We start from the raw sequence: 26872 nt of genomic DNA, 5'->3' as shown, positions 1-26872 counted from the left end.
AAAGCGTCTCAGTAAAGTGACTCTGCAAACTAGAGATGCTTTCAGCGTGACAAACTATGAGGAGTTACAAACTCGTTAAAAAAGCGACACTCTATAAATACTCTGTAATTACCCTTCAATAAAACTTAATTACGCAAACAATCTCCACCCCTTTTGTCTCGCTCAAAGCGTCTCAATAAAGTAACTCGACAAACATTTTCAACTATCGTTTGTCTCGCTCAAAGCGTCTCAGTAAAGTGACTCTGCAAACTTGAGACGCTTTCAGCGTGACAAACTATGAGGAGTTACAAACTCAAAAAAAGGTATAGTTCATTAACACTCTTTAATTACCCTTCAATAAAATTCAATTACGCAAACAATCTCCACCCCTATTGTCTCGCTGAAAGCGTCTCAGCAAAGTGACTCTGCAAACTTGAGACGCTTTCAGCGTGATTGCTTTGTTCCTCGCAATGACTCTTAAAAGAACAAAACACTATCTCTTAGCCCCGATTGCAGTGGAAATCCTTTTTATTTTTTCTTTAAAAATAAAAAGATTGCAGCGGAAAGCGGGACGGGTCTTCTTGAAAATACTTCACTTTCTGCTCCTAAAACTAGTAAAAAACGCCAAAAGGGAATAATGAACAACTCTGCGGGAAAAGCGACCTAACTTGAAGGCCTTCTTTCGTCGCACCTTTGTACTATCAAAATGAAACAATTTATTATGAGAACAATACACAAACTTATTACAGGATTTAAAAATGCTTTTAACCTGAATGAAACAAAAAAATCACCGCAACTAATTGCAATAACACAAGCTGATTTTTGTCAGAATATGGCAATCACAGATTACTACTGTAACGAAAGCAACTTATTTATATAATTATTAATTCACAAAAAATAAAAAATCATGTCAAATTTCAACGTACCAACAAGAGAAGAAGTATCAGCAAACAATCAAGCAATCTTTGATAACTTAAAAAAAGCAGTGGGTTTTGTGCCTAATATTTATGGAGCAATGGCACACTCTGAACATGCTTTAGGAAGTTATTTACAGTTTTCGGGAGCGGCATCTTCTTTCAATAAAAAACAAAAAGAAGTAATTGACTTAGCAGTGAGTCAATTAAATGAATGTAGATATTGCCAATCAGCACATACTGTAACAAGTAAAATGAATGGTTTTACAGATGACCAAATTATCGAATTAAGAAAAGGTGGCGCAAGCTGGGATTCTAAAATTGACATTTTAGCCAAAACTGCCGTAAACATTGTTGCTACAAAAGGTAAAATAGGTGATGCAGCTCTTGAAGAGTTTTATGCTGCAGGATATACAAAAGCAAATGTTGTCGATTTAATTATGGCTATAGGAATCATTACTGTGACAAACTTATTCCATAATGTAACTGATGTTGCTATCGATTTTCCAGTTGCTCCAGCACTATAATTTTTAAGAACCCTAAAGAACAATTAAGATGATACAACATTTAGATAAAAATAATTTTGATGCTACGATTACTAACAACGATGTCGTACTAGTTGACTTTTTTGCTGACTGGTGCGGACCTTGTAAAGCGCTGCATCCTGCGTTAGAACAATTAGCTACTGACTTTGAAGGCAAAGCAGTCATTTCTAAAATTAATATAGACAAAAACCCAGAACTTGCTGCACAATTTAAAGTGAGAAGTATTCCTGCCTTATTTTACTTTAAAAATGGAGAAATTGTAGGAACTCAAAACGGAGTACAAAGCGCGTCAGTGATGGGTAGTCACTTGAAAAACATTATAAAAAGCTAGGATCATGGGAAAGAAAATAAACATCAAAAACCTACCTACTGGATACCAATCTTTGATAACAAACGGTAGACATGCGATTGTAGGTGACGAACCTACAAATAGCAAAGGGACTGATCTAGGATTCTCACCAGAGGACTTAATCCTATCTAGTATTGCAATGTGCAAAGTAGCAACGGTACGATACATTGCTAGAAAAAATAATTGGACGATAGGCGAAGTCGACGGCGAGTTTGAATTAAATGTAAAGCGTGGCGAAGCTGGGAAACTTACTTCTAACGTTACCGCAAAAATAAAAATTGAAGGTAATCTAACTGCTGAACAAAAAGCAGAATTATTAAAACAAGCCGACGCCTGCTACGTACACCGCATGATTGAAGGTGAATGGAATATTGAAAGTGCTCAAGAACTGATTACCGAAGCTGTCACTGCTTAACATAAAACAGAATTACAACCTTACAAATAGAAATAATTAAAATCAAAAACATGAAAAATTTAAAATCAACATTAGTAGTAGCATTTATTGCTTTATTTTCAAACGGAGTATTTGCACAAGTTGACGCTGTTGACAAATCAGGGTTAGCCATTGGGGGATACGATGTAGTGGCTTATCAAAAAGATCATAAAGCAATACAAGGAACAGCTGATTTTACAGAACAAAACGATAAAATCATGTATCACTTTTCTTCAAAAGAGAATGCAAAAGCTTTTAAAGCAAATCCTAAAAAATACTTACCACAAGTTAACGGTTACTGCGCTTGGGGTGTAGCTGAAAAAGACTCTAAATTTTCAATCAATCCTGAAACTTTTAAAGTTGTAGATAATAAATTATACTTGTTTTTTAACGGCGATTTAAATGGAACAACAGTAAACACATTAGATATTTGGAACAAAGACGAATCTAAATATCTTTCAAAAATTGACAGTAAGTGGGCTGCAATTAAATAATTACAATATAATAGTTAATTACCACTAAAAATTGTCCTGAAAGAGCTTAACGCAATAGCGTTAAGCTCTTTTTTTATATGCTCAAATTACTAAAAAAGATTTTTCTACAAATGCGCTTATTTTAGTACTTTTGGAAAGCATTTATAAAATAGCACAATTTAAAATAATGAAAAAAACATTTAAAATAATCGCATTCATCATGCTGGTTATTATCGTTTTACTGCTTGGTTTTTCATACTTCGCAAGCAAACCTCTTCCTGAAGGAGAGCGCGGATCAAAAGCTGAAACGCTTACTAACAAAATTCAGCTTGAAATTAATCAAAAAGCTTGGGAAACCACCGCAGCTATTGCGTTTACATTCATGGGTGAACACCATTACTTATGGGATAAAACTAACAATAACGTACAGGTAAAATGGGATAGTAAAACAGTCATTTACAACAATCAAACCTTAAAGGGTATTGCTTACGATGGCGATCAACCACTTTCTGGTGACGATAAAACAGCCGCTATAAAAAAAGCAAATGATTTTTTCAACAATGATTCCTTTTGGCTAGTTGCACCATTCAAATTACGCGATTTAGGCACTACTAGAAGCATTGTAAAAATTGGAACTCAAGAGGCGCTATTAGTAACTTATGCCTCTGGAGGCAGTACTCCTGGAGATTCTTATTTATGGTTGTTAGACGCCGATAATTTACCTAGAGCTTGGCAAATGTGGGTTGGTATTATTCCCATTGGCGGTATCGAATCGAGCTGGGAAGACTGGACTACATTCCCTAGCGGACTTAAAATTGCAACCATGCATAGAGGATTGTTTGATCTAAAACTAGAAAATGTAAAAGTGGGACAATCTGTGGAGCAAATCAATGATGGTGAGAACCCATTTATTGCACTGTAATAGCAAACCATTGCAAAATATAAAAGCTGTTTGGAATTTAATTTCAAACAGCTTTTTTTTATAATTAAAAATTTAACGCTGTACTATGTTTTATTTCTCCCATGACAAATATAGTTTGCGTATTCCCTATATTCTCAATTGTCGATAATTTATTCATGACAAAGTCCTGATAACTTGCCATGTCTTTGACTAATATTTTCAGCATAAAATCGTAATCTCCAGCGATATTGTATGATTCGATTATTTCAGGGAGTGCCACAATATCTTTTACAAAATTACTCCCCACGTTACGAGCATGTTCTTTTAAACGAACATTACAAAAAACAATCATTCCCAAGTTCATTTTTTGTTTATCCAGCAAGGCTACATATTTCATGATGTACCCCTCTTTTTCCAATCTTTTAATACGTTCGTAAACAGGTGTAGCTGTTAAAAATAATTTCCCCGCCAAGTCTTTTATATTGATATACGCATCTTCTTGAAGGTGTTTTAATATTTGAATATCGGTTGCATCTAAGTTTTCCATAGTGTTTTTTACTGCAGTTAATATGATTTATAGAACTAAACAATAATTAATACTGCCATTTTATTGTAATGCAGTTCATATTACTTAGTTAAATGATAAAATTAAGTAATTAATACTAAGCTTATACCTTTGTCAAGAAATAAATACTAAAAAACATGAAAACAAACAACTTAGGATTTCCAAGAATAGGTAGCAACAGAGAATTAAAAAAAGCGAGTGAATTGTATTGGTCAGGGAAAATTACTGCAGATGAACTCTTGGCAACCGGAAAAGAGATTCGGCTAGCCAACTGGAAGCTACAATCCCAGGCTGGTATAGATTTGATTCCGTCAAATGACTTTTCATTCTACGATCAAGTTCTTGATTTGTCACTAACATTAGCTGTAATTCCAGAGCAATATACTGCTTTTGCAAAAGAGAATTCGGTTCTCGACTTGTACTTTGCGATGGCGAGAGGCGCACAAAAAGGTGATCAAGATGTTGTAGCTATGGAAATGACGAAGTGGTTTGATACCAACTACCATTATATCGTGCCTGAATTTACTAAAGACCAAGAATTTAGTTTGTTTTCAGAAAAAATTATAGACGAATACAAAGAAGCAAAAGCAGCAGGTTTTGAAACTAAGCCAGTAATTATAGGTCCTGTTTCTTATTTACTTCTAGGAAAGGAAAAGCAAGCAGGTTTTCATAGAATTGAATTGATTGACAAATTACTTCCGGTTTATTTCGAAATTTTAAAAAAATTGCAAGAAGAGCAAGTTGAATACGTTCAGTTTGACGAACCTTTCCTAGCCTTAAATCTTTCTGATGTTGAAAGAGCCGCTTTGGTTTCTGTTTATACTAAGATCAACGAGAAATTCCCAGATATCAAAATCATCCTAGCGAACTACTTTGATTGTTTTGGAGAAAATTTGGCTACAGCCTTATCTCTACCCGTACACACTTTTCACCTTGATCTAGTTCGTTGCTCTTTGCAATTAGATGATATTTTAGAATCTAATTTATTATCTGAAAAGACTTCGCTTTCTCTAGGAGTTATTGACGGAAGAAACATTTGGAAAAATGACTTCAAAAAATCTATTTCCTTGATTCAAAAAGCGGTGGATGCTCTTGGAGCTGATCGTCTTTTTATTGCACCTTCTTGTTCCTTAATTCACTCTCCTTGTGACTTAGATTTAGAGACAAACGAAGCAACTTTGAGTACTGAGATCAAACAATGGTTGGCTTTCGCCAAACAAAAAATAGAAGAAGTCGTTGTGCTACGCAATTTAGTGTCGGGGGAAATTACAGAAAACGATCAAGCCATTTTTGAAGAAAACACACTTGCAAACGACAACCGAAAAAAGGCAACTATAATTCATAATAGAGACGTCAAAAATAGGGTTGCCAGTATTGTTGCCGAAGATTCACAACGACACAATCCATTTTCTGTGAGAAGACAACTCCAAATTGACGCCTTAAAATTACCGCTCTTCCCTACGACAACTATTGGTTCGTTTCCCCAAACGGCTGAAGTACGTAGTTGGAGAGCCAAATTTAAAAAAGGAGAATTATCACAATCAGAGTATGATGATCTCATTCGAAAAGAAACCGAAGAAACCATTCGTTTTCAAGAAGAATCAGGAATTGATGTTCTTGTTCATGGAGAATTTGAACGTAATGATATGGTAGAATATTTTGGGGAGCAATTAGACGGATTTGCTTTTACAAAAAACGGATGGGTTCAAAGTTACGGTAGTCGCTGCGTGAAGCCACCCGTTATTTATGGTGATGTATCAAGACCACAACCTATGACCGTAAAATGGGCAGAGTTTGCACAATCGCTTACTCCTAAATGGGTCAAAGGAATGCTTACTGGTCCAGTAACCATCTTGCAATGGTCGTTTGTACGTAATGATCAACCAAGATCTGTAACTTGTACGCAAATAGCTTTGGCAATTCGTGATGAGGTGGTTGATTTGGAGAAAGCAGGAATTAAAATTATCCAGATCGATGAACCTGCTATTAGAGAAGGATTGCCATTGCGCAAGGAGGAATGGGCTGCTTACCTAGATTGGGCGATTAAAGCATTCCGTATTTCAGCAAGTGGCGTGCGTGACGATACACAAATTCACACCCACATGTGTTACAGCGAATTCAATGATATTATTCAGAATATTGCTGATATGGATGCCGATGTAATCACGATTGAATGTTCCCGTTCACAAATGGAATTACTAGATGCTTTTGCCGATTTTAAATATCCTAATGAAATAGGACCTGGAGTGTATGACATTCATTCTCCTCGTGTTCCTTCAAGTCAAGAAATGGTGCATTTATTAGAGAAAGCTGCAGCGGTAATTCCAGTAGATCAATTGTGGGTGAATCCAGATTGCGGTTTAAAAACGCGCCATTGGGATGAGACTAAAAAGGCTTTAATCGAAATGGTAAATGCCGCCAAACAAATGAGAGTTGCCGTAAGTACCACTTTAGTGTAATAAAACAGAAAAGCCAAGTTTGCATTAAACTTGGCTTTTCTATTATTATATGGTATGAACTTCATTACTTTTTATAAATGCTGTTCGGTCCTTTATAAAATCTTTTTTATTAACAACATAGGTTCTTGATAACGCATCGTGCCAGCCTTTTTGAGCAGATCCCAAATAGGAGATAAATTCAAAAGGGATGAAACGACTAAGTGTTCTATAGAAAACATTACTCACTGTAGGTTTGCTTCCGTCGTATTTCACTACGGTAGTTTTAGTAATCACTTTGGCAATTGTTCTAGCAAAATAGACTTCAGTTAAAAAGTAGTATAAGAAAATCATTAGCATACTGTAAACGATGATTTCGAACAAACTCATTGTCTCCACCCATTCAGACAAGACTATATTGTCAAACATTTCTCCCAATAGCACTAAAGTTGTTCCTGCGCTCAAGATTAAAATGTAGATAAAAAGAGAGTCGACTATAAAGTGTGTGAACCGTTGTGCCTTATTGGCAAATAAATGATTTGAAATTCTATATTGGTCTATGTTCATGATAAGAATGATTTAAGGTATGTTGCTTTTTTAAAATTGTAAAAGCCATACTGTAATGTAATGTATTCTTGACGATAAAGGTGAAGTAATAGTAAAAAAAAGCTGCCATCCCGGGCAGCTTTTTCATTATTAGTTGATACTATTTTCTTTGTGGTAAATACCACTTAAAATTTTATTACTAAAAAGTAACTCTGCCGTTGTATTTTTTATATCGAACCACTTATGATCAGTGATGTTGTTTTTAATGGTAACGTAAGCTTGCATTCTCTTAAAATAATATTTTTGCAAGGTATTCATGGCAATACTGTCGGCGATGAAAAGTCGGTTACACTCAATAAAAAAGGCTAAAATGAATAGTTCGATGTTACTTGCTTGTTTCGAATAAACTATTAAATCGTTTGTGCAAGTAGAGTAAACTAGGTGAATTATATTTTTGGCTATATGTTTTGTATGTTCGATTGCTTTCATAACTGTGTCATTTGATATTACAAATATACTCTGCGTGAAGCTGTTGCGTTTTATAGTATTTTTTGTTAGTGTTATGAAATTGTTGGGAAGCACTTCAGAGGCACTTGCAACTGATATTTCAGTGTTCTACAGATAATAGAGGGTAAATCGTTAACGAGATTTCTAGCCCCGATTGCAGTGGAAATCCTTTTTAATCGCCGGCAGGCGGTTAAAAAGATTGTAGCGGAAAGCGGGAAATAGCTCCTAAAAAATAAAGCAGCTACCAAATAAATGATAGCTGCTTTTGTATTTAAACTTGTGGATTATATTAAGCTCCACACATTTCGCAATCTTCTGGACCAGCATTTTTAGCTAGTTCGATCATCGCTTTGTATTCATCGGCTGTCATTTCTACTGCAGCTGCTACAGGAGCAGGAGCTGGTTTCGATTCTACAATAACCGGTTCTGCTTTTTTATCGTTGTTTAATGTGAACTTAATAGCATCAACTGCAGCTTTTGTTCTCAAGTAGTACATTCCCGTTTTTAATCCTGACTGCCAAGCATAGAAATGCATTGACGTTAATTTAGAATAGTTCGCATTTTGCATGAACAAGTTCAACGATTGCGATTGATCTACAAAATACCCACGTTGACGTGACATATCGATAATATCTTTCATAGACATTTCCCATACTGTTTTGTACAACTCTTTTAAGTCTTGAGGAATATTCAAATCTTGAACTGATCCGTTGTTACGCATCAACTCTTGTTTTAAAGTTTCGTTCCACAATCCTAATTCCACTAAATCATGCAATAGATGTTTGTTTACCACGATAAACTCTCCAGAAAGCACACGACGCGTGTAAATATTAGAAGTATATGGTTCGAATGCTTCATTGTTCCCCAAAATTTGAGAAGTCGAAGCTGTAGGCATAGGCGCAACTAATAATGAGTTACGAACACCGTGCTCCATAACCTCTTTACGTAAAGAAGTCCAGTCCCAACGTCCTGATAATTCTTCGTCTTTCATTCCCCACATGTTGAATTGGAATTCTCCTTTTGACATAGGCGATCCTTCAAATGTTGAATAAGGTCCTTCTACTTTTGCCATTTCCATAGAAGCGGTTACAGCAGCAAAGTACAATGTTTCAAAAATTTCTTGGTTCAGTTTTTTAGCTTCGTCAGATGTAAACGGTAAACGCAACATGATAAAAGCATCTGCTAATCCTTGTACACCAAGACCTACAGGTCTATGACGCTTGTTAGAGTTCTCAGCTTCTTTTACTGGGTAGTAATTTCTGTCGATTACTTTGTTCAAGTTTTTAGTCACACGTTTTGTTACATTAAAAAATGTTTCGTGATCAAATTTACCATCTTCAACAAACATTGGTAAAGAAAGTGAAGCCAAGTTACAAACCGCTACTTCATCAGGAGAAGTGTACTCCATAATCTCGGTACACAAGTTTGACGAACGAATAGTTCCTAAATTCTTTTGGTTTGATTTACGGTTAGCCGCATCTTTATATAACATATACGGAGTTCCTGTCTCGATTTGAGATTCTAGAATTTTCTCCCACAATTCATGTGCTTTAATTGTTTTTCTACCTTTTCCAGCTTTCTCGTAGCTTTCATATAATGCTTCAAACTCTTCACCATAAACATCATACAATCCAGGACATTCATTAGGACACATTAAAGTCCAATTTCCATCCTCTTGAACACGTTTCATGAATAAATCAGAAGTCCACATGGCAAAGAATAAATCTCTTGCACGCATTTCTTCTTTACCAGTATTCTTTTTCAAGTCTAAGAAATCAAAGATATCTGCATGCCAAGTTTCGATATAAATCGCAAAACTACCTTTACGCTTTCCTCCACCTTGATCTACGTAACGTGCTGTATCATTAAAGACACGCAACATAGGGACGATACCATTTGAGGTTCCGTTAGTTCCACGAATGTAAGAACCTGTAGCACGCACATTGTGAATCGCTAATCCAATTCCACCTGCTGATTGGGAGATTTTTGCCGTTTGCTTCAACGTGTCATAAATCCCGTCAATACTATCGTCTTGCATAGATAAAAGGAAACATGATGACATTTGAGGTTTTGGAGTTCCTGCGTTGAATAATGTAGGTGTTGCGTGTGTAAAGAACTTTTTAGACATCAAGTCATAAGTTTCTAAAACGGCATCAAGATCATCTAAGTGAATCCCAACCGATACACGCATTAACATATGTTGAGGTCTTTCGACAATTTTCCCGTTTATCTTTAATAAGTAAGAACGTTCTAATGTTTTAAAACCGAAATAATCGTAATTAAAATCTCTATTATAAATGATATGCGAGTCTAAAAACTCTGCATTATCTTGAATCACTTTGTAAACATCATCAGCCACAAGCGGAGAATATTGTCCGTTTCTTGGGTTTACATAGTTAAACATTTCAGTCATCGTCTCTGAGAACGATTTTGTTGTATTTGAGTGTAAATTTGATATTGCAATTCTCGCTGCTAGTTGTGCATAGTCAGGATGTGCAATAGTCATTGACGCTGCTGTTTCTGCCGCTAGATTATCTAATTCAGATGTAGAAACCCCATCATACAAACCTTCAATTACACGCATAGCCACCTTAACAGCATCTACTAAATCATTTAAACCATAGCATAGCTTTTTAATTCTATCTGTGATTTTGTCAAACATTACTGGCTCTTTGCGACCGTCTCTTTTTACTACGTACATACTTTTGGGTTTTGTTTAAAATAGAAAATCCCTTTCCTATTTTCATTGTTATTTGTAATATATTTATTTTCGAATAATCCCTTTTAAGAATCACTCATCACTTATTTTCACAACTTAAACTTCGATGCAAAAAGAGCATAAGAGTCCTGTCGCTATAAAAGCAAGTGAAATTTTAATTGGCCTTTTTTGAAGCAGTATCGCTTTTGCGAAAGCAAATTAAGTGTGGTATTAATTTTCTTTTTTAATTAAGATGCTAGATTAAAAATCAGCGTCGAAAGAAATTTTTTGAGCATCACCATCCGTGTTCATCACACCAGATTTTTGGTATTCGGCTACTTTCTTTTCAAAGAAGTTTGTTTTTCCTTGAAGCGAAATCATATCCATAAAGTCAAATGGATTTGTAGTATTGTATTCTCTCTCACAACCTAGCTCTACTAATAATCTATCAGCAACAAATTCTAAGTATTGTGTCATTAAAACAGCATTCATCCCAATTAAACTTACAGGAAGAGATTCTGTAATAAATTCTCTCTCGATATTTAATGCATCAACGATAATACTTCTAATTCTCTCTTTAGGCACTTTATTAACCAAGTGGTGGTTGTGTAAGTGTACTGCAAAATCACAGTGAACACCTTCATCACGCGAAATTAATTCGTTAGAAAAAGTCAATCCTGGCATTAACCCACGTTTTTTCAACCAGTAGATTGAACAAAATGCACCCGAGAAGAAAATCCCTTCTACCGCTGCAAAAGCAATTAAACGCTCAGCAAATGAATCAGATTCGATCCATTGTAAAGCCCAGTCTGCTTTTTTCTTGATTGCTGGAAAAACTTCTAATGCATTAAACAACTCATCTTTTTCATCTTCATCTTTTACATACGTATCAATCAATAATGAATAAGTTTCACTGTGGATGTTCTCCATCATGATTTGGAAACCATAAAAGAATTTCGCCTCAGCATATTGCACTTCGTTCACAAAGTTCTCAGCTAGATTTTCGTTTACAATTCCGTCAGAAGCAGCAAAAAAAGCAAGAATATGTTTTACAAAATAACGCTCGTCGTCAGACAATTTGTTATTCCAGTCATTTAAATCTTGTGATAAATCAATTTCTTCAGCTGTCCAAAAACTAGCTTCCATAGACTTATAAAACTCCCATATATCATGGTGCTTAATTGGAAAAATTACGAATCGGTTTTTATTTTCTTGTAAAATTGGTTCTATTTGCGACATTATAGTTGTGTGTTTTTTTATTATAATAGTGCGAAATAAATTCGCATTTGAGTTTTACAAAGATTGTGATTTGTAGTCAAAAATGAAAGCCAAACTTATTCACAATTCCCTTGAGTTCTTAACAACTGCGTAAATACTAGCGTTCTCAGCAGCTTTATAATTAATGGTTTGAAAATCAGAATATTAAAATAAAATTAGATAGAAAAAATAAAGCAAAATAATCTTATAAAATAAAGATATAAAACAGATAATCAATATTAATTTCGATAATTTTTTAAAAATATTTCAGTCTTTTTTTCTGACTATTTATTCTTTTTTTGCGCTTCTAGTTCTACAGCCACTTTATCAAGTTCAGCATACCAGTCTGGACCAAACCTTCTGATCAAAGCTTCTTTCACAAACTTGTAAACAGGAACCTCAAGTTCTTGCCCTAAAGAACAAGCAGGATCACAAATATCCCATCGATCGTAGTTGACAGCAGCAAATTCAGTAAAGTCTTTTACTCGAATAGGGTATAAATGGCAAGAAACTGGTTTTTTCCATTCGATCAACCCTTGATTGTAAGCTTGCTCAATCCCACATAAAGCGGTAGGACCATCAAAAATTACATAAGCACAATCTTTATCATCGATCAGCGGTGTTTCAAGATCTCCATCAGTACCGTTTACCCAAATTCCTTGAGCTTCAATAGCGGCGATTCCTTGTTTTCGCAAGAATGGTTTTACTGTAGGATAAATGTCTTCAAGAATTTTAGTTTCCTCAACACTTAACGGTGCTCCAGCATCACCATCAACACAGCAAGCCCCATGACAAGCAGACAAATTACAAACGAAATCTTTTTCTAATATGTCTTCTGAGACGATGGTTTTTCCTAATTGAAACATGATATTGAACTTGTGATTATAGAGCGCAAAGATAGACAATCAGACTGAAAAGCAGTCGTTAAAAAATCCTTTTTAAATGTTTGATAATACCAAATAACAAAGACATTTTTTCAAAATTGCAACCTATTTAATAAAAGTAATGATACTAAAATCATTTTTGCATAGGGCAAAAAGCGAATCGCCCCGAAAATTTGTATTTGAACCTCATTTTCCTCAAATTTTCACTAAAATGTTTACCTTAGCAAACTAAAATTCATCTATGTTACTCGACCTAAGAGAAATTGTTACGGTAGGAATGGTATTGTTTGCAGTTATTGACATTATAGGATCTATTCCTATTATAATAGACTTACGTACTAAATTTGGACACTTAGAATCAGGAAAAGCCTCTATAACATCAGGAGTTATAATGATCGTCTTTTTATTTGTAGGTGAAGAGATTTTAAAATTAATAGGTATCGATGTGGCTTCATTTGCTGTAGCAGGTGCGTTTGTGTTATTTTTCCTGGCGCTTGAAATGATTTTAGGAATTAGAATCTACAAAGACGAAGAAGCAAGCTCTGCTTCTATAGTACCATTAGCCTTCCCATTGATTGCTGGAGCAGGAACAATGACCACCTTGCTTTCATTAAAATCGCAATTTCATACTATCAATATTATTATCGCTATTGTTCTTAATATCATAGTCGTTTATGCCGTACTAAAATCGTCATCTAAAATCGAGAGAATGCTTGGTGAAAACGGCCTAGGAGTCATTAGAAAGACTTTTGGTGTGATATTACTTGCAATTGCTGTTAAATTGTTTGCAGCGAATGTTAAAGGTTTGTTTGTCTAACATTTTTTTTTATAAATTTACCCCCTAATGTATATTTTGCTTCTAAAATACTAAAGTAACACTATTGGTTACCAACAGTATAAAAATTTACAAGCAGCTTACTGAGGCAGAATAAAAAATACCATATTATGAAAATTTTCACTAGCATTTTAGTGTTTTTAGCTTTGGCACTAATCGTATTCAACATTACATTATTAGACTTTAATCATCCTTTCCAAGGAGATAGTATTGTAGCTTTTATAGGAATAGCAGCCTCTTTTTGTGCAGTTTTAATCCTATTAATCTTTAGAATGTCTAAGGCAATTGAAGAAAAGACAAACGACAGACAGTTGTAAGCATTTCTAATTAAAAAAATTTTGATCTCATGGCATTTTATTTAAAATGCCAAAAGACTTCCTTTATAATGCATTACTGAAAAATAGCAGTATATTGACCATTCGATATAAATTCATCTCATGCTATCATCATTAATAGGCCTCATACGACTCATCGTTTTTGTACTTTTTATTTCTACTTTATCTTTTGCATTTTACATTGCGAGTTTTTTTATGAGCGAAAAAGCAGCGCAAAAAAACGCACTATATCTTCGCGATTTTATTTTAAAGGTTGTTAACAAAATCTTAGGCATCCGTGCAATTATTACCGGAGACCTACCTACAACCTCAGGATTGATAATTGCCAATCACCGCTATTACTTTGACCCCATACTTATTGTAACTCACATGAATGCCTTTCCTGTAGGTAAGAAAGAAGTTGCTTCTTGGCCACTGATTGGGTATTTATGTAAAATATCAGGAGTTATTTTTGTAGAAAGAGAATGCCAAAACAGTCGCGACATGACCTGTCAAAAGATCAAACAAACGATTAACGAAGGACATTCTGTAATTAATTTCCCAGAGGGCACAACCACTACATTACCTACGACAACCACATTTAATTTCGGTTCGTTTAGAACTGCCACACAAATAAAGGCGGCAATAATTCCTGTAGCGATCGATTATAAAATACTTTCTGATGCTTTTGTAGGTGACGATACTTTCATACCGCATTTTCTAAAATGCTTTGGTAAACGAACTACAGAAATAAAAATCACTTACTTCCCTCCTATTTTTTCAGAGGATGCTGATTATTTATTGAAAACCTCTAAAGAGATCATTGACACAGAACTTATCCGTTTTAGAAAAGAGTGGGATAACGAAATAAGATAAGGAATTATTTCTTTTTCAGCAGAGCTTTTATCATAGCATCTTCCTTGAGGACGATATCATAATAATATTTTTCTCCGTAAAGCTGCCTCGCAAATTCGGCATTGAGATACCTTTTAACTATTGCTTTATTACCAATTAACCTAAGATCCAGTCCGTTATTGGATAGAAATTTCTGGAATTTATTGAAATACGCGTCTGAAGCTACCATTTTTACTTTGAAATCGGCAAATTTCATTCCGTTAAATGCTTTTCTATCTTGGTCTAATTGTTCGAAAACAAAATTACCTACAATTCCGGATTGCATTAAATACACCGTATTTTCATTTCCGTGTTCGAGCTCTAGACCCACAAACAAATCGGGAACAATCCCGCCACCGCCGTATACAATTTTACCTTTTGGTGTCTTAAATTTTAAACTGTCGGCTACTTTTATACTGTCTTTATCATAGAGTTCGCCATTTTTAAATCTAGATTCAGATTCTTTAAAATAGGACTCTTCATCACCTCTTGCATATGGCTTTTGAATAGAGCGTCCGGTAGGCGTGTAATATCTTGCGACGGTTAATCGTACAGCCGAACCATCATTAAAATCCATTTCGCGTTGCACTAAACCTTTCCCAAAGGAGCGACGACCTACTATTGTACCGCGATCATTATCTTGAATGGCACCTGCTAAAATCTCACTAGCAGAGGCACTGTTTTCATTTATTAAAACGCTAACTGATCCTTGCTCAAAATCGCCTTTTTTTGTAGCGTATGTTTTTTCAATATTTCCTTTTTTATTTTTTGTGAAGACAATTAATTGCTTGTCTTTCAAGAATTCATCAGCAATAGCAATAGCTTCTTCCATATAACCACCGCCATTATCGCGCAAATCGATTATTAGATTAGTAGACCCTGATTTTTTTAATGACAACAAGCCTTTTTTGAATTCGTTATAAGTGGTTGCAGCAAAACGATTGATTTTTAAATATCCCGTATTTGCATTAAGCATTAAGTAAGCATCGACACTCTTTAAAGGAATTACATCTCGCTTTACTTTTACTTTAATCTTCTTGTTTTCTGATTTTCGATAAATTGTTAGTTCAACCTGAGAGCCCTCGACACCTTTAAGCGACGAGAACAAGCTATCACTAGGCAGCTTTCTACCATACAATTTAGTTTTATCTGCATATAGAATTCGATCACCTGCCTTTAAACCTGCTTTTGCCGAAGGACCATTTTCTACCGGTTTAATTATAGCCACAGAGTCCTTATACATATAAAAATTAACTCCAATCCCTATAAAATCACCCCTCATATTTTCGGCCACTTGAACTTGCTCACTTGGTGGAACATACACAGAGTGAGGATCAAGTTGTCCCATAATGGTGTTTACAGTAACATTTACGATCGAATCTGTATCGACATCATCAACATACTCACTATCAATAAAATCAATTAATTTGTTAAGCTTAGTACGTGAGTTATTTTTTGCTAGAAACTTATCTTCAGTAGACATACCTAGGCTACCGCCAATGACGATTCCTGCAGCCAAAGCAGCACATATATATAAAGGCAAATAAGTATTCTTGATTTTCATTTTATTCTTCTAAATCTGGTATATGATCTACAACTACTCCCGCTTTTAACAAAAATTGAATTCCTGAATCATCACGGTATCCGTTGTGATACACCACCCTTTTAATTCCTGACTGATGAATTAATTTACTGCAGTCTTTACAAGGAGACAAGGTGATATATAAAGTAGCTCCTTCACATGATTGCGTAGATTTGGCTACTTTTAAAATCGCATTTGCTTCGGCATGTAAAACGTCCCAACGAGTCAAACCTTCTTCGTCTTCACAACAATTATCAAATCCCGAAGGAGTACCATTATATCCGTCAGAAATAATCATGCGATCGCGCACAATAATTGCTCCTACTTGCTTGCGCTTGCAATACGATAGTAAACCCCACTCTGTAGCGATCCTTAAATAAGCTTTATCGTATTTATTCAATTTTTCTGTTTCCATTTTATCGTGTCCAAATTTCGTTTTCAATAATCATAGGTACAACTACCCCAATTACAAATGCCGACATTACTAAAGTCCAATCTCTCTTAGAGAATCTAAAAACTGTTTGTGCTATATATGACAATATCAAAATAGCAAAAACAACTGCTATTTGAGCTCCTTCTATTCCTAAAGCAAACTCTGCTAAAGGAAGGATTTTTGACAGTGCTGAACCTCCTAGGATAGATTTAAAATAATTTGAAAAACCCAAACCGTGAATAACCCCAAAAAACAAAGTGGTAAAGAAAACCATACTGACTTTATTATTTTTAGCAGATTTACCTGAGTTGAACAAGTTAAAAATCGCCGTTAGCAAAATTGTAATTGGGATTAATAGTTCAACAATATGCGCTTTCACAGTTACTATTTCGAAAACAGAAAGAACAAGAGCGACTGTGTGCCCTAATGTAAAAAGAGAAACCAAAAGTAATATTCTCTTCCAATCTTTAAATGAATACGGAATAGCTAAAGCCATTAAAAACAACACATGATCGTAGGCATTTATATCTAAAACATGCTTTAATCCTATTTGAAAATAAATCCAAAACTCTGACATAGACTCTTTAATATTAATTGGGTAACGGAATGGTAAACTTACGATTTATTTTGAACAACAAAGATTGCCTCACACAATTCCTAACATAAAATTATATATGATTGCAATGTTTAATAAAGAAAAATTAAAAAGAAAATTAAAAATTTAAAAATTGAATTATCTTTGTGCGATATAAATAAAAAACTAACTATGTCATTTTCAGATTTATTTGATAGCGAATTCAAACAAAGAAACAAAGGTCACTTTTCATCTATTGTTAGATTAGCACTAGCAGACGGAGTTTTTGCACCAGAAGAGCGCGCTTTTTTAGACAAACTAGCGATCAGACTTGAGATTTCTGCTGCAGAATACGAAGAAATTTTAGAGAATCCTACAAAATACCCAATCAACCCTCCTTATTTAAATGCAAAAAGAATTGAGCGTTTATATGATTTAGCGAGAATGGTAAATGTTGATCATCAATTAGGTGATAATCAAGAGTTAATGTTACATAAGCTTTGTTTAGGACTTGGCTTTACAACAGAGAATGTTCACAATGTAGTAACTAGAGCACTTGAATTAGCAGACCAAAAAGCAGATCTAGATGTGTTTACCACTGAGATTGAAATCGCTGAAAAAGCGTAACAAAACAGAATAAAAAAAGCTTCCAATAGTAATATTGGAAGCTTTTTCATTTTAACTTCATTATTTTTTAGTACTTGCTTAATTTTGCTTCAAGCATAAATTCTTCTGCTTTTTCAACCATATTATAGCTACCACAAAAGAAAGGCACTCTTTCATGCAATTCTTTTGGCTCAATTTCCATAATTCTACCAAAACCATCTGTTGCTTTACCTCCAGCTTGCTCGACAATAAAGGCCATTGGATTACATTCATACAACAATCTCAATTTCCCTTTTGGTGCTTTTGAGCTCGTAGGATAGATATAGATTCCACCTTTAATCATATTTCTATGAAGATCAGAAACTAAACTTCCAATGTAGCGTGAAGTATATGGTCTATCTCCCTCTTCAGATTGACAATATTTGATGTAGTTTTTTACTCCCTGTGGAAAATGCGTATAGTTTCCTTCATTGATAGAATATATATGTCCATCTCTTGAAAACTGCATATCAGGATGTGACAAATAGAATGTTCCTATTGCTGGGTTCAACGTAAATCCATTCACTCCATGACCTGTAGTATAAACAATCATAGTAGAAGTTCCATAAATTACATATCCTGCAGCTACTTGGTTTACACCAGGCTGTAAAAAATCTTCTAAAGTAACCGGAGTTCCTATTGGTGTTACTCTTCTATAAACTGAAAAAATAGTCCCTACAGACACATTAACATCTATATTTGAGGATCCATCTAGAGGGTCCATCAATACAACATATTTGTTATTATGACTATTGTCACTTCCTTCTACAGTGATAAATTCATCATTCTCTTCTGAAGCAATTCCGCATACGATCTCACGATTGATAAGCGTTTGAATAAAAACTTCATTAGCATAAACATCCAGTTTTTGCTGGTCTTCACCTTGAATATTCTGCTCTCCTGCAGCTCCTGTGATATCGACTAATCCAGCCTTGTTTACCTTGTAGTTTACTACTTTGGCAGCCAGACGAATAGAGTTGATAATTCGGGATAATTCACCTGACGAATATTGAAAGGCATTTTGGTTTTCGATAATAAATTCGCCTAAAGTCTTGTTGCGTTCTTCCATTAAGAAATCGTTGTAGTTAATTTGAAGTAACAAATATCGGTTTTTTTGTGAAAATGAAATCAATAAAGTTTACTTAGTTTGCTAGTATTGTATATTTGCTAATAAAAGAACTAATTTGAAGCTATAATACTCAAAAATTAAGCTGATAATTTTAAAAAAAAATAAAAATATGGTCATTAGAAAAGGGGAAGTTAAAGATATGAAGGCTGTTTTAGCTCTTATTCAGGAATTAGCCGATTTTGAAAAAGAACCAGATGCTGTGCTTATTTCAGAGGAAGATTTAATCAGAGATGGCTTTGGGTCTGAACCATTATTTTCTGTTTTTGTAGCCGAAGTACCTTCTACTAATAGTGATGCAGTGAATGGAAATGAAATCATCGGTATTGCTTTATATTACTACCGTTACTCTACTTGGAAAGGTAAAACTCTTCATCTTGAGGATCTAGTTGTAAAAAGCGAGCGACGTGGCACGGGAGCAGGTTACGCATTATATTCGGAAATTATAAAACAAGCCAAAAAAGACCAAGTTAGAAGAATCGATTGGAATGTTCTTGATTGGAATACTCCAGCTATTGATTTTTATGAAAAGACCGGTGCAAAGGTTTTGCAAGAATGGCATAGTGTACAAATGGATGAGGCAGGGATAAATGATTTTGTTGCCAATAAATTAAGAGCATAAATTACAAATACTGTATAAATAAGATTATGAGAGTATTCAAATTTGGAGGAGCATCAGTGAAAGATGCAGCAGGAATAAGAAATGTACATGATTTACTTGAACAAGTAGGTTATGAGGATGTTTTATTAGTTGTTTCTGCAATGGGAAAGACAACAAATGCACTAGAGGTCGTAATCAAAGACTATTTTGATAAATCACCGGCATTAAAAGCATCTGTTCAGGAAGTAAAAAAATACCACAATGAGATCATCATGGATCTTTTTGAGGATGAGAAGCAGGAAGTGTTTGGCGCTGTGAACAAATTGTTTGGAGACCTAGAATATTTTTTAGAAAATAATAAATCGCCAAATTATAATTTTGTTTACGATCAAGTAGTGAGTTATGGTGAGTTGATTTCGACTAGCATCCTTGCGCATTACATGAATTTTAAAGCTATTGATACGCAATGGATTGATGTGCGCAACTTTATCAAAACCAATGCAAATTATAGAGATGCTGAAGTTGACTGGGAAGCGACACAAAATAACATTTCAAAAAATATTAAGCGTAAGAAATTAAACATCACACAAGGATTTTTAGGATCTGATGATAATAATTTTACAACTACATTAGGTAGAGAAGGATCTGATTACACTGCCGCTATTTTTGCTTACTGTTTAAATGCAGAGAGTGTTACTATTTGGAAAGATGTACCAGGAGTAATGAATGCAGATCCTCGTTATTTTGAAAATGCCAGTTTGCTGAATCAAATTTCCTACCGTGAAGCGATCGAATTAGCTTTTTATGGTGCGACAGTAATTCACCCAAAGACATTACAACCATTGCAGAAAAAGGAGATTCCTTTATATGTAAAATCGTTTATCAATCCCTTATTAAAAGGAACTAGTGTTTCAAAAGGAACTGCACTAGAACCTTACTTACCTTGTTTTATTGTTAAGCGAAACCAATTACTGATTTCGCTATCATCAATTGATTTCTCTTTTATCATGGAAGAACACATCAGTGAGATTTTCTCTTTATTCCACCAGTATAAATTGAAGGTTAATTTAATCCAAAACTCAGCGATTAGTTTTTCAGTATGTGTCGAAGATAAATTTGACAACTTTAAAGAGATGAATACTATTTTATCTAAGAAGTTTAAAGTCGACTTCACTGAAAATGTTACTTTATATACTATTAGACATTTTAACGATACTGCTGCAGAAACAGTTGAAAACGGTAAAAAAGTAATCTTGAAACAAGTGAGTAAAGAAACCATGCAAATTATTACTAGCGAAAACTAGGTACTCGTAAAATGAATAAAATTGGCTATTAAGAACAAGTTGTTTTTAATAGCCAATTTTATTTTCAACGTATTTCAAAAATTAATATTTTAGTAATCTAAGGAAAATATTACTAAGTGTTTGTATCTGTAACTTACCATATATAAATGATTCAAATTATGGTTGAAGATACAAGGTGCCAAACAATACTAATAGCAGTAGCCGACTCAAACTTAGAAAACGCTATAAAGAGTATTGCACTAATTAAAGCAATGCAAGAGCACAACCTTATTCCTATTATTGCTTCAGAAGGAGGCTCGCTTCAATTTCTTAAAAAAGAATTTCCATACATTAAAACAATAGAGCTACCGAATTACGCCATTAATGTGAACGCTTACCTGCAAGATTTAAACTGGAAATTAACGCGGAAAATTCCAGCTATTGCATTAGCAATCCTGAAAGAAAAAAAAGCCCTTAAAAAGTGGACAATGGAGCACGCTATTGATGGAATAATATCAATTGGTCGATTAGGATTGTATAGTAGTAAAATACCGTCTGTTTACATAACACAACAATTATGTCCCTTCCCAGAAAATGCTAATTCGATTTTGAATACCTTATTTGGTTTCCAAATTAAAAAATTTAGCGAATGCTGGTTGCAGCACAATATACTGGACTCCGGTAAAAAAGAAGCCAATTTAGGCTTTGAAAAATTTGGGATAGAATTTAGGCATATAAATATTGCTAGCCGAATGCATTATAAGGAGGTATCTATAAAAAACAAACTTTTAGTCTTACTGTCTGGCAATGAACCACACAGAACTTTGCTAGAACAGAAGATACAAAACGAACTCGTTAACTTTAAAGGTAAAGTTGTTTTTGTAAAGGGTTTGTTCGAAAAAGAACAGCAAAGAGTAGTTCTAAAAAAAGTAACGTACTATAATTACATGACGACAAAACAACTCGAAACCGTGATTAACGAAAGTGATTTAATATTATGCAGACCCGAAGAATCAGTAGTTGCAGATTTAATTGAATTAAACAAGAAAGCCTTTTTTATAATAGAACCAGAAAACCAACAGCAATTAAAATTAGCGCATGCATTACAAAATAGCAGTATTGCTCCTTTTGCTTTAGAAAATAATTTCAAAATTGAAAATTTAGAATCTATCAAAAATTATAAAGGATTTAGTAGCACAAGTGACACTATTGACTGGAAGTCTTTTTTCAAAATATTTAAAACTATTTAAAACCTCATGTTTTTACAAAAAAAAGCAACCTATTTACAGGTTGCTTTTTTTATACTAAATAGATTTTATTACTCCATAGAAACAATTATAAACTCGCTTCTTCTATTTGCTTGGTGTTCTACTTCTGAACATTGTACTCCATCAGCACATTTATTTACTAATTGAGATTCACCATAGCCTTTTGCTGTTAAACGATTTGAAGAAATACCCTTCTTAATAAGCCATGCTTTAGTCGCTTTAGCTCTTCTGTCAGATAAAGCCTCATTGTAGCTCACCGTTTGTCTGCTATCAGTATGAGATCGAATATCAATTTTCATAGTAGGATTTTCTTGCATAACAATTAAAACCTTCTCTAACTCAAATGCAGCATCTTTACGGATGAATGATTTATCTAAATCAAAGTAAATAATAGGAATCTCTAGCGTTTTAGCTAAGTCTGATCCTACACCCACCTGCTTAACTCGTTTTGATAAAGCCAATGGAAGGTTGCTAGCACCACTTTCATTTGGAATCATAATAGTTGACTCAGCAACTTGGTATTCTTTTTTGTCTGCACGAACATAATATTTTTTATTGCACAAAACGTTAAACGAATACATACCATCTATGTTTGAAAATGTCTCTTCGATAAGTCCAAACTTCTCATCAAATAGCGTCACTTTTGCTTGATCAAGTATTTCATTAGTTTCAACATCAGTTATCAACCCCTTTAAAGATTGCTCACAAAGCAATGGTCTGTCTTCAATAAACTTATAGATATCATCATATCCAACACCCCCAGAACGATTAGAAGTAAAGAAACCTTTACGTGTTTCGTTGTTGATGAAGAAAGAAAAATCATCGCTTTCGCTATTAATTGGAGAGCCTACATTTTGAATATCATCAAAATTCTGATTTTTAAGTGAAGTAACATAAACGTCTAATCCACCCAATCCTGGTCTACCATCAGTTGCAAAATAGAGTTGGTTATCACTAGATACAAACGGAAAAGTTTCTCTTCCTTCTGTATTTATTTTACCACCTAAATTTTCAGGAGTTGCGTAACTTCCATCTGCATTAATTGCTACTTTGTACAAATCAGACTGACCAAAAGTTCCAGGCATGTCTGAAGCGAAATAAAGTGTTTTTTCGTCAATACTCAACGTTGGATGTGCCACACTATAATTATCACTATTGAAAGGCAGCGCAACGATATTTGACCATTTTCCATCGATTAAAGTAGACTTATAAAGTTTCAGTAAAACTACTCTTTGCTCATCTTTTCCTAACTTTCCATCTAGGTAATTATTTCTCGTAAAGTACATCGTCTTTCCATCTTTTGTAAAGATAGGCGTAGACTCATGAAATTTTGAATTAACAGTATTTGCTAATCGCTCAGGAGATGATAGCGTTCCGTCGTCATTTAGATCTGAACTATATAGATTTGTAAAAGTTTGATTTGTCCACCTGAATATCTTCTTTGAAACCCCTCCAGTATCTCTAGCTGAGGCAAAAATTAATTTACCATCATAAATAGCAGCTCCATAATCCGAATAATTTGAATTTATTCCTGCATCCTCAATCGTGAATCTACCTGAATTTGCCTTAATAACAGCTAGATAATCGCGATTATTATTGAATAACTTTCCTCGTTGATCATTGCCAGATTTTTTATTAAATAATTCTAGCATTTTATCAGCCTTCTTATAGTCTTCTATTGATTTTAACGATTGAGAATATCTGTAATAATACTCTGCTTCTTGTTCATTATTCAAATCAAAAAGAGCTTCATACCACTTTGCAGCTTTTTCTAGTTGAGCATTAAAGTAGTAAGCATTTCCTAGTTTTTGGAACATCTTTTCATCCTTATAACCGCGTTCTGCAATTTTCTCATAAGTTGCAATCGCATCGTAATAAGCATAGCTTTCATATTGCTTGTCTGCTCTGGTGATACCTGCGTTTTGAGCATAAGTAACACTTGCTAAAAGCGAAAAGACCGAACTGTATATTATATTTTTAAGTGTCATAAATTGTAGTTTTAAAAGAATCTTGGAGAAACCATTTTGTTGTATCTATTGAACAATTCGTAACGCAAGAAAATCTCGTGTGACCCTGAATTATAATTGGCTAATCGTGTCGTTTCTAAATCGTAGCCATAACCTATAAACCATGAGTCACTAACTTGAAAACCTGCCAAAGCACTTAATGCTGCACTCCATCTATAAGCTACTCCTACAGTAAATTTATTATTAAACATAAAGTTACCTGAAACATCAACTTGTAATGGTGCTCCTGACACAACCTTTGTCATTAATGCTGGTTTGAACTTTACGTTGTATGACAAATCAAATACATGCCCAGCGGTAAGGAAATAGTGAATACGTTCCCTCGCTAAGTAACTGTTTCCGCCTGTATTTGCATACCTATCAAAATGCTTAGTCTCTAACAAATTAGGAGCCGAAACACCTACATAAGTAGCATCAGAATGCCAATAAACCCCAACACCAATATTAGGTGAAAATTTATTATCAATGTTTGTGGCAAAACTGTATTCGTTACTATCGTATAGATTCAATTTATTGAAATCTACATTTAATAGATTGGCAGATCCTTTAATTCCAAATGATAATTTGTAATTCTCAGATGTGCGTATCGAATATGAAAAGTCGACCGCTAAATTATTTTCATCTGAAGGGCCTATTCTATCATTAATCAATGAAATCCCCAATCCAACATTACTGTTATTTATGGGTGTATGCACTGAAAACGCATTAGTCACTGGAGCACCATCTAATCCTACCCACTGTGTCCTATGTAAAGCAAATACACTTAGAGCTTCACGTGAACCAGCATAAGCTGGGTTCACATTAATCGTGTTGTACATATACTGTGTAAACTGAGCGTCTTGCTGTGCATAGATAGCTCCAGATAATAACAGTAAGAATATCATTAGTTGTCTTTTCATCATTTTCTATTTTAAGTCTTATTGTTTTTACTATCTGTTTATGTATAAATATCCTGCTTTCTGCTGAGATGCAGCTGAACCATCGTTGTATCGTAGGATATAGTAGTACGTTCCTTCTGGTAATTCTGCAGATTGATTAACCGTTACTCTTCCTTCTGATCGTCCTCTAAACGCTCTATCACTATTGTTGTATCCGCTTGTTTCAAATACTAATACACCCCATCTGTTGTATATTTCAATTGTGTTCTCAGGGTAACATTCTAATCCTCTAATTCTTAATATTTTATTATCACCACTACCATTAGGGGCTACTGCATTAAAGACTTCAACAACACAACCTACAACTCCTAAGACTGTTTGTTCGTCATTTGCGTCACTACTGCTGTCAGATAAGTCACTTACTATAGTTCCTTCAGGACTTGTGCCCTGAACCATTGCTTGATTGCTTACAGATCCTAAATTAATATCATTTTGGGTTAAAGCGTAAACACCTCTATAAGCTGTCGTGTTAATCTCGCCCACTCCTAAACTAATTATCGGACTTCCTGTTAATACTAATCCTGGCAAGTTATCTGTAATAGTCACATTTGATAACGGTACATTACCCGTATTTGTAATTTGGAAACTGTATGTGATTGTTTCTCCTGCTTGTGCAAAACCGTCTCCGTTGTTATCATCAAACACAGCTGTTTTAATAACTGCGATACTTGGTAACTCTTCAACAATAATAGTTGCTTCGGCTGTAGCACAATTTGATGGATTAATAATATCACAAATAGTATAGTTTATAGTATAAATACCTCCCATAGTATTCGGCTCAATAAATACATTCCCATTAGCCGCAATGCTTAAAGGTCCATTTGTAACTGGTGATAAAGTAACTCTAGATGGATCTAAAATAGTACCGTTTTCTAGGTCATTATCTAAAACATTTATACCTGTGTCTCCACCTGCTACCCCACTAATTGGTCCATGAATATCATCTAGTGCATTTAATACATTAACACCTACGACTACAGAAGCGGTTGTAGTTGCGCAATTAACTGGATTAGCACCAACTTCACAAATGGTATACTCTATTGTATAAGTTCCTGCTGGCGTATTTGGCTCTAAAGTCAATACTCCTTCTGAATCAATACTTAAAGGCCCAGTTGTAACTGGTGTTACATCTGTATTTGCTGCTGTAACTGGTACTCCATTTAATGTATCATTATCTGTAACAGTTCCAACTATAGTAGGATTTGTAACACCTGCAATCTGCAAATCAAAGGCTTCATCACTATTTGCAATGATTGGATTCAACACCACAACTGTAGCAGTGGCTAAATCACAATTTACTGGATTGGCTCCTACTTCGCATAATTGGTATACAATACTGTATGTTCCTGATACCGTATTTGGCGCTAATGTCAATACGCCTTCTGAATCTATACTAAGTGGTCCAGTGGTGATTGGCGTTACATCTGTATTTGCTGCTGTAACTGGTTCTCCATTTAATGTGTCATTGTCTGTAACCGTTCCAACTGTAGTGGCTACTGTTGTACTTGGTGTTTGCGTTGCATACGCGTTATCGTCTTGCGCATCAATTGGATTCAAGACCACAACCGTAGCAGTAGCTAAATCACAATTCGCTGGATTCGCTCCTACCTCGCATAATTGGTATACAATGCTGTATGTTCCTGATACTGTATTTGGAGCTAATGTCAATACTCCTTCTGAATCTATACTAAGTGGTCCAGTGGTGATTGGCGTTATATCTGTATTCGCTGCTGTAACAGCTACGCCATTTAATAAATCATTATCTGTAACCGTTCCAACTGTAGTGGCTACTGTTGTACTTGGTGTTTGCGTTGGATACGCGTTATCGTCCTGCGCATCAATTGGATTCAACACCACAACGGTAGC

27 protein-coding genes are annotated in these 26872 nt (G+C 34.6%); 14 read left to right on the top strand and 13 right to left on the bottom strand.

Translation table 11 applies throughout. The features are described 5' to 3' along the window. The first annotated feature begins 700 nt into the window (after window positions 1–700). The 6 genes from H603_RS17580 (at window position 701) to H603_RS0115855 (ending at window position 3615) form a co-directional block, all read left to right on the top strand. On the top strand, window positions 701–859 hold the full coding sequence (locus H603_RS17580) for a hypothetical protein (RefSeq protein ID WP_169628305.1): 159 nt from the start codon (window positions 701–703) through the stop codon (window positions 857–859). Window positions 860–886: 27 nt separating this feature from the next. Further along, window positions 887–1420, top strand: coding sequence for a carboxymuconolactone decarboxylase family protein (locus H603_RS0115875; protein ID WP_026709554.1), 534 nt, complete (start codon window positions 887–889; stop codon window positions 1418–1420). A 28-nt stretch (window positions 1421–1448) separates the two neighbouring features. Beyond that, window positions 1449–1769, top strand: a complete 321-nt coding sequence (gene trxA / locus H603_RS0115870) for a thioredoxin (RefSeq protein ID WP_026709553.1) — start codon at window positions 1449–1451, stop codon at window positions 1767–1769. Window positions 1770–1773: 4 nt separating this feature from the next. Then, window positions 1774–2202 carry an OsmC family protein gene (locus tag H603_RS0115865; protein WP_026709552.1) on the top strand — a complete coding sequence of 143 codons (429 nt, stop codon included), beginning with the start codon at window positions 1774–1776 and terminating at the stop codon, window positions 2200–2202. A 50-nt stretch (window positions 2203–2252) separates the two neighbouring features. Then, entirely contained in the window at window positions 2253–2714 is a 462-nt protein-coding gene (locus tag H603_RS0115860) for a YHS domain-containing (seleno)protein (protein ID WP_035676255.1), read from the top strand. A gap of 166 nt (window positions 2715–2880) precedes the next feature. After that, window positions 2881–3615, top strand: coding sequence for a hypothetical protein (locus H603_RS0115855; RefSeq protein ID WP_026709550.1), 735 nt, complete (start codon window positions 2881–2883; stop codon window positions 3613–3615). A gap of 64 nt (window positions 3616–3679) precedes the next feature. Here H603_RS0115855 and H603_RS0115850 read toward each other — a convergent pair whose 3' ends face one another. After that, the gene (locus H603_RS0115850) at window positions 3680–4141 is read right to left on the bottom strand and encodes an Lrp/AsnC family transcriptional regulator (protein WP_026709549.1); all 462 of its coding nucleotides are present in this window, start codon (window positions 4139–4141) and stop codon (window positions 3680–3682) included. A gap of 155 nt (window positions 4142–4296) precedes the next feature. On the opposite strand from H603_RS0115850, the gene metE reads away from it, so the two are divergent. Further along, window positions 4297–6618, top strand: a complete 2322-nt coding sequence (gene metE / locus H603_RS0115845) for a 5-methyltetrahydropteroyltriglutamate--homocysteine S-methyltransferase (protein WP_026709548.1) — start codon at window positions 4297–4299, stop codon at window positions 6616–6618. A 45-nt stretch (window positions 6619–6663) separates the two neighbouring features. Here metE and H603_RS16955 read toward each other — a convergent pair whose 3' ends face one another. The 5 genes from H603_RS16955 to H603_RS0115820 form a co-directional block, all read right to left on the bottom strand. After that, window positions 6664–7161 (bottom strand): RDD family protein, encoded by a 498-nt coding sequence (locus H603_RS16955; RefSeq protein WP_051219378.1) that lies wholly within the window; start codon window positions 7159–7161, stop codon window positions 6664–6666. 129 nt (window positions 7162–7290) lie between these two features. Next, window positions 7291–7629: a hypothetical protein gene (locus tag H603_RS0115835; RefSeq protein WP_026709547.1), complete on the bottom strand. Its 339-nt coding sequence runs from the start codon at window positions 7627–7629 to the stop codon at window positions 7291–7293. Window positions 7630–7936: 307 nt separating this feature from the next. After that, window positions 7937–10348 carry a ribonucleoside-diphosphate reductase subunit alpha gene (locus tag H603_RS0115830; RefSeq protein ID WP_026709546.1) on the bottom strand — a complete coding sequence of 804 codons (2412 nt, stop codon included), beginning with the start codon at window positions 10346–10348 and terminating at the stop codon, window positions 7937–7939. Between the two features lie 258 nt (window positions 10349–10606). Further along, window positions 10607–11584 carry a ribonucleotide-diphosphate reductase subunit beta gene (locus H603_RS0115825; RefSeq protein ID WP_026709545.1) on the bottom strand — a complete coding sequence of 326 codons (978 nt, stop codon included), beginning with the start codon at window positions 11582–11584 and terminating at the stop codon, window positions 10607–10609. 302 nt (window positions 11585–11886) lie between these two features. Further along, a complete protein-coding gene (locus tag H603_RS0115820) occupies window positions 11887–12468 on the bottom strand; it encodes a DUF3109 family protein (RefSeq protein ID WP_026709544.1) in 582 nt (193 codons plus the stop codon). Window positions 12469–12727: 259 nt separating this feature from the next. On the opposite strand from H603_RS0115820, the gene H603_RS0115815 reads away from it, so the two are divergent. From H603_RS0115815 to H603_RS0115805, 3 genes are all read left to right on the top strand, one after another. Then, on the top strand, window positions 12728–13303 hold the full coding sequence (locus H603_RS0115815) for a MarC family protein (RefSeq protein WP_026709543.1): 576 nt from the start codon (window positions 12728–12730) through the stop codon (window positions 13301–13303). 128 nt (window positions 13304–13431) lie between these two features. Then, complete coding sequence (locus tag H603_RS0115810) at window positions 13432–13638, top strand: hypothetical protein (RefSeq protein ID WP_026709542.1); 207 nt, start codon at window positions 13432–13434, stop codon at window positions 13636–13638. 120 nt (window positions 13639–13758) lie between these two features. Beyond that, entirely contained in the window at window positions 13759–14511 is a 753-nt protein-coding gene (locus tag H603_RS0115805; protein ID WP_084157764.1) for a lysophospholipid acyltransferase family protein, read from the top strand. A gap of 4 nt (window positions 14512–14515) precedes the next feature. Here the strand turns inward: H603_RS0115805 and H603_RS0115800 are convergent, their stop codons facing one another. Genes H603_RS0115800 through H603_RS0115790 form a run of 3 tightly spaced genes read right to left on the bottom strand, consistent with a single transcriptional unit; the run spans window position 14516 to window position 17121 of the window. Further along, the gene (locus tag H603_RS0115800) at window positions 14516–16093 is read right to left on the bottom strand and encodes a S41 family peptidase (RefSeq protein ID WP_026709540.1); all 1578 of its coding nucleotides are present in this window, start codon (window positions 16091–16093) and stop codon (window positions 14516–14518) included. Window position 16094: 1 nt separating this feature from the next. Beyond that, window positions 16095–16526: a deoxycytidylate deaminase gene (locus H603_RS0115795; protein ID WP_026709539.1), complete on the bottom strand. Its 432-nt coding sequence runs from the start codon at window positions 16524–16526 to the stop codon at window positions 16095–16097. Window position 16527: 1 nt separating this feature from the next. Further along, entirely contained in the window at window positions 16528–17121 is a 594-nt protein-coding gene (locus H603_RS0115790) for a HupE/UreJ family protein (RefSeq protein ID WP_026709538.1), read from the bottom strand. Window positions 17122–17310: 189 nt separating this feature from the next. Between H603_RS0115790 and H603_RS0115785 the strand changes: the two genes are divergently transcribed. Beyond that, a complete protein-coding gene (locus H603_RS0115785; RefSeq protein WP_026709537.1) occupies window positions 17311–17745 on the top strand; it encodes a tellurite resistance TerB family protein in 435 nt (144 codons plus the stop codon). A gap of 67 nt (window positions 17746–17812) precedes the next feature. Here H603_RS0115785 and fbp read toward each other — a convergent pair whose 3' ends face one another. Continuing rightward, complete coding sequence (fbp, locus tag H603_RS0115780; RefSeq protein WP_026709536.1) at window positions 17813–18832, bottom strand: class 1 fructose-bisphosphatase; 1020 nt, start codon at window positions 18830–18832, stop codon at window positions 17813–17815. 169 nt (window positions 18833–19001) lie between these two features. Between fbp and H603_RS0115775 the strand changes: the two genes are divergently transcribed. From H603_RS0115775 to H603_RS0115765, 3 genes are all read left to right on the top strand, one after another. Then, window positions 19002–19511, top strand: coding sequence for a GNAT family N-acetyltransferase (locus H603_RS0115775; protein WP_026709535.1), 510 nt, complete (start codon window positions 19002–19004; stop codon window positions 19509–19511). Window positions 19512–19537: 26 nt separating this feature from the next. After that, window positions 19538–20794: an aspartate kinase gene (locus tag H603_RS0115770; RefSeq protein WP_026709534.1), complete on the top strand. Its 1257-nt coding sequence runs from the start codon at window positions 19538–19540 to the stop codon at window positions 20792–20794. Window positions 20795–20952: 158 nt separating this feature from the next. Continuing rightward, a complete protein-coding gene (locus H603_RS0115765) occupies window positions 20953–22023 on the top strand; it encodes a glycosyltransferase (protein ID WP_157510464.1) in 1071 nt (356 codons plus the stop codon). Window positions 22024–22091: 68 nt separating this feature from the next. Here H603_RS0115765 and H603_RS0115760 read toward each other — a convergent pair whose 3' ends face one another. The 3 genes from H603_RS0115760 to H603_RS0115750 all read right to left on the bottom strand — a co-directional run. Further along, window positions 22092–24029 (bottom strand): OmpA family protein, encoded by a 1938-nt coding sequence (locus H603_RS0115760; RefSeq protein ID WP_026709532.1) that lies wholly within the window; start codon window positions 24027–24029, stop codon window positions 22092–22094. Between the two features lie 11 nt (window positions 24030–24040). Next, window positions 24041–24967 (bottom strand): PorP/SprF family type IX secretion system membrane protein, encoded by a 927-nt coding sequence (locus tag H603_RS0115755; protein ID WP_026709531.1) that lies wholly within the window; start codon window positions 24965–24967, stop codon window positions 24041–24043. Between the two features lie 30 nt (window positions 24968–24997). Continuing rightward, window positions 24998–26872: T9SS type B sorting domain-containing protein (locus tag H603_RS0115750; protein WP_026709530.1), on the bottom strand; the 1875-nt coding region annotated here is incomplete at its 5' end.

It is taken from the genome of Flavobacterium frigidarium DSM 17623, assembly GCF_000425505.1.
Taxonomy (GTDB): Bacteria; Bacteroidota; Bacteroidia; order Flavobacteriales; family Flavobacteriaceae; genus Flavobacterium; species Flavobacterium frigidarium.
This window is presented reverse-complemented; position numbering and strand designations above follow the sequence as displayed.

Excerpts from the sequence above, each read along its gene's own strand:
- H603_RS17580 (WP_169628305.1), top strand. The coding sequence starts at position 701 with ATGAGAACAATACACAAACTTATTACAGGATTTAAAAATGCTTTTAAC.
- H603_RS0115875 (WP_026709554.1), top strand. The coding sequence starts at position 887 with ATGTCAAATTTCAACGTACCAACAAGAGAAGAAGTATCAGCAAACAAT.
- trxA (WP_026709553.1), top strand. The coding sequence starts at position 1,449 with ATGATACAACATTTAGATAAAAATAATTTTGATGCTACGATTACTAAC.
- H603_RS0115865 (WP_026709552.1), top strand. The coding sequence starts at position 1,774 with ATGGGAAAGAAAATAAACATCAAAAACCTACCTACTGGATACCAATCT.
- H603_RS0115860 (WP_035676255.1), top strand. The coding sequence starts at position 2,253 with ATGAAAAATTTAAAATCAACATTAGTAGTAGCATTTATTGCTTTATTT.
- H603_RS0115855 (WP_026709550.1), top strand. The coding sequence starts at position 2,881 with ATGAAAAAAACATTTAAAATAATCGCATTCATCATGCTGGTTATTATC.
- H603_RS0115850 (WP_026709549.1), bottom strand. The coding sequence starts at position 4,141 with ATGGAAAACTTAGATGCAACCGATATTCAAATATTAAAACACCTTCAA.
- metE (WP_026709548.1), top strand. The coding sequence starts at position 4,297 with ATGAAAACAAACAACTTAGGATTTCCAAGAATAGGTAGCAACAGAGAA.
- H603_RS16955 (WP_051219378.1), bottom strand. The coding sequence starts at position 7,161 with ATGAACATAGACCAATATAGAATTTCAAATCATTTATTTGCCAATAAG.
- H603_RS0115835 (WP_026709547.1), bottom strand. The coding sequence starts at position 7,629 with ATGAAAGCAATCGAACATACAAAACATATAGCCAAAAATATAATTCAC.
- H603_RS0115830 (WP_026709546.1), bottom strand. The coding sequence starts at position 10,348 with ATGTACGTAGTAAAAAGAGACGGTCGCAAAGAGCCAGTAATGTTTGAC.
- H603_RS0115825 (WP_026709545.1), bottom strand. The coding sequence starts at position 11,584 with ATGTCGCAAATAGAACCAATTTTACAAGAAAATAAAAACCGATTCGTA.
- H603_RS0115820 (WP_026709544.1), bottom strand. The coding sequence starts at position 12,468 with ATGTTTCAATTAGGAAAAACCATCGTCTCAGAAGACATATTAGAAAAA.
- H603_RS0115815 (WP_026709543.1), top strand. The coding sequence starts at position 12,728 with ATGTTACTCGACCTAAGAGAAATTGTTACGGTAGGAATGGTATTGTTT.
- H603_RS0115810 (WP_026709542.1), top strand. The coding sequence starts at position 13,432 with ATGAAAATTTTCACTAGCATTTTAGTGTTTTTAGCTTTGGCACTAATC.
- H603_RS0115805 (WP_084157764.1), top strand. The coding sequence starts at position 13,759 with ATGCTATCATCATTAATAGGCCTCATACGACTCATCGTTTTTGTACTT.
- H603_RS0115800 (WP_026709540.1), bottom strand. The coding sequence starts at position 16,093 with ATGAAAATCAAGAATACTTATTTGCCTTTATATATATGTGCTGCTTTG.
- H603_RS0115795 (WP_026709539.1), bottom strand. The coding sequence starts at position 16,526 with ATGGAAACAGAAAAATTGAATAAATACGATAAAGCTTATTTAAGGATC.
- H603_RS0115790 (WP_026709538.1), bottom strand. The coding sequence starts at position 17,121 with ATGTCAGAGTTTTGGATTTATTTTCAAATAGGATTAAAGCATGTTTTA.
- H603_RS0115785 (WP_026709537.1), top strand. The coding sequence starts at position 17,311 with ATGTCATTTTCAGATTTATTTGATAGCGAATTCAAACAAAGAAACAAA.
- fbp (WP_026709536.1), bottom strand. The coding sequence starts at position 18,832 with ATGGAAGAACGCAACAAGACTTTAGGCGAATTTATTATCGAAAACCAA.
- H603_RS0115775 (WP_026709535.1), top strand. The coding sequence starts at position 19,002 with ATGGTCATTAGAAAAGGGGAAGTTAAAGATATGAAGGCTGTTTTAGCT.
- H603_RS0115770 (WP_026709534.1), top strand. The coding sequence starts at position 19,538 with ATGAGAGTATTCAAATTTGGAGGAGCATCAGTGAAAGATGCAGCAGGA.
- H603_RS0115765 (WP_157510464.1), top strand. The coding sequence starts at position 20,953 with ATGGTTGAAGATACAAGGTGCCAAACAATACTAATAGCAGTAGCCGAC.
- H603_RS0115760 (WP_026709532.1), bottom strand. The coding sequence starts at position 24,029 with ATGACACTTAAAAATATAATATACAGTTCGGTCTTTTCGCTTTTAGCA.
- H603_RS0115755 (WP_026709531.1), bottom strand. The coding sequence starts at position 24,967 with ATGAAAAGACAACTAATGATATTCTTACTGTTATTATCTGGAGCTATC.